This window comes from Streptomyces olivaceus (assembly GCF_000721235.1).
Taxonomy (GTDB): Bacteria; Actinomycetota; Actinomycetes; order Streptomycetales; family Streptomycetaceae; genus Streptomyces; species Streptomyces olivaceus.
In genome coordinates this window covers 1-2404 of record NZ_JOFH01000099.1, presented here as the reverse complement: position 1 = coordinate 2404, position 2404 = coordinate 1, and the positions used below count along the sequence as shown (strand labels likewise).

Annotated in this window: 1 protein-coding gene and 2 pseudogenes; 1 reads left to right on the top strand and 2 read right to left on the bottom strand. The window is 64.8% G+C overall.

Annotated features, from left to right (window positions below):
- Nucleotides 1–215: 215 nt before the first annotated feature.
- Nucleotides 216–518 (bottom strand): annotated as a pseudogene (locus tag IG94_RS44495) (tyrosine-type recombinase/integrase); the annotation flags it as partial.
- 253 nt (nucleotides 519–771) lie between these two features.
- Between IG94_RS44495 and IG94_RS0137890 the strand changes: the two are divergent.
- Nucleotides 772–1023, top strand: a pseudogene (locus IG94_RS0137890) (helix-turn-helix domain-containing protein); the annotation flags it as partial.
- Between the two features lie 40 nt (nucleotides 1024–1063).
- Here IG94_RS0137890 and IG94_RS0137885 read toward each other — a convergent pair.
- Nucleotides 1064–2356: an IS256 family transposase gene (locus IG94_RS0137885; RefSeq protein WP_031048647.1), complete on the bottom strand. Its 1293-nt coding sequence runs from the start codon at nucleotides 2354–2356 to the stop codon at nucleotides 1064–1066.
- Between the last annotated feature and the right edge of the window lie 48 nt (nucleotides 2357–2404).

Here is a 2404-nt window from a genome sequence, read left to right as displayed (position 1 = left end):
CCGCGAACTGCAGACACTCCTCGCGATCTGGACCGGCGCCTGCCCCACCTGTCACCGCGACATCCCAGACCTCACACCGACATGACCAAGCACTACTAGACGTTATCCAACTGTCGCGATGGGCTGGGGCGATTCACATGTTGGAGCGTGTTGAGATCGACGAAGTGGACGTTGAGATTCTGACTCAATTCCTCTTCGAGGTGTCGAGTCCTGAACTATTCGAGCCGATCACCGTTGACGTATGTCAGCGATGGATCAGCCGAATGTAACATGCATAGCACTCTGCTTACGCAAAAGTCTGGAGGCCCGGACGGAGGAGATTCCGACCGGGTCTCCAGGGCGTTTGACGGCAACGTCAGACGACGGCTGCGGTGGGTAGGTCGTCCGAGTCGTCGGTCGTGGGCGTAGACGCCAGCGCTGACGCCGATGTGGGCGTAGCCGAGGAGTTCCTTGATGACGACGAGATCGACGCCTTGCTCAATGAGCAGGGTGGCGGTCGAGTGTCGGAGGTCGTGGAAGAGGAGGGCTGGCGTCCTCGAAAACCGTCGCCCGCCCGGCGCCTCATCGTGCCATCGGTTGTCAGCGGCGAAACGAGAAGGCCAGAGGCCCGGACGGGGGAGCGCAGTCTGATGGGCCTTTACTTGTCCTTGAGGGGTTTCCAACCTGGCTGGTGGCGGTTGGTGTTGGCCTGAGGGCGGGGTGCGGACAGAGGTGAAGCTCCTGGTAGATGAGTTCACGACCAAGATCACTCGCTCGACCAGGAGCTTCGTCGTGCTTGTCTACCCGTCCGGGCTGGACCTGTCCAGTTCGCACCTGCGCTTCCTCGCCCGTCACCTCGCCGCACACCGCACGGCCATCGGTTCGCGCTGGCGTCGTCTGAGCGCCGGCCGGCAGGCTCTCATGGTTCTCGCGCACCTCCGCAACGGTCACCCGTACGCGCAGCTCGCCGCAGGCTTCGGCGTCGGCACCACGACCGCCTACCGCTACATCACCGAGGCCGTCGACGTCTTGGCCGCCCTCGCACGGGTCTGTCAAACGAGCGGTGTAACCAGGGTGGTTGGGCTTACTGGCGGGCCGCCGTCAGGCGGCCGTCGAAGGTGATGTCGAAGGCGTTCAGTGCGGTCTTCCAGCGCATGGTCCAGCGGGCCTGTCCCTTGCCGGTGGGGTCGAGAGACATGATCGCCATGTAGACGCATTTCAGGGCGGCCTGCTCGTTGGGGAAGTGGCCGCGGGCCTTGACCGCCCGGCGGATACGGGCGTTGACCGACTCGATCGCGTTGGTGGTGCAGACGATGCGGCGGATCTCGGCGTCGAACCGCAGGAACGGGGTGAACTCCTCCCACGCGTTCTCCCACAGCTTCACAATCGCCGGATACTTCCGGCCCCAGGCGTCGGCGAACTCGGCGAACCGTTCCAGGGCGGCTTCCTCGGTCGCCGCGGTGTAGACGGGCTTGAGGAGCCTGGCGATCTTGTCCCAGTCCTGGCGGGCGGCATAGCGAAACGAGTTCCGCAGCAGGTGCACGACGCAGGTCTGCACGATGGTCCGCGGCCAGACCGTCTCCACCGCCTCGGGCAGGCCCTTGAGCCCGTCGCAGACCAGCATCAGCACGTCGCTGACGCCGCGGTTCTTGATCTCGGTGAGGATGTGCAGCCAGTGTTTGGCGCCCTCGCCGCCGTCCCCGGCCCACAGCCCGAGGATCTCCCGCCGGCCCTCGGTGGTGACCGCGAGGGCCACGTAAATGGGCCGGTTGGCGACCGCACCGTCGCGGATCTTCACGTGGATGGCGTCGATGAAGACGACCGGATAGACCGGGTCGAGGGGCCTGCTCTGCCATTCGGCCATGCCTTCCAGCACCTTGTCGGTGATGGTGGAGATGGTCTGGCGCGAGACCTCGGCGCCATAGACCTCGGCCAGGTGGGCCTGGACTTCACCGGTGGTCAGGCCCTTCGCGGCCAGCGAGATGACCATCTCGTCGACGCCGGTCAGGCGCTTCTGCCGCTTCTTGACGATCTTCGGCTCGAAGGAACCGTCGCGGTCGCGGGGCACGGTGATCTCCACCGGCCCGACATCGGTCAGGACCGTCTTGGAGCGTGTGCCGTTGCGTGAGTTGCCACCGTCCTTGCCCGCTGGATCGTGCTTGTCATAGCCGAGATGATCGGTGATCTCGCCTTCCAGGGCGGACTCCAACAGCCGCTTCGTCAGCTGCTGGAGCAGCCCGCCCTCGCCGGTCAGCTGCAGGCTCTCGGCCTGGGCCCGGTCCACCAGCTCGTCGATCAACTGGTCGTCCACAGCCTTCGCCGGCACAGTCTTCGAAAGCTCAACAGCTCCGGGCTCAGCTACGTTCTCACTGGTCATCGATGCATCCTCCATGATCGGGAGTTACACCGAACGATTTACAGTCCC

Excerpts from the sequence above, each read along its gene's own strand:
- IG94_RS0137885 (WP_031048647.1), bottom strand. The coding sequence starts at position 2,356 with ATGACCAGTGAGAACGTAGCTGAGCCCGGAGCTGTTGAGCTTTCGAAG.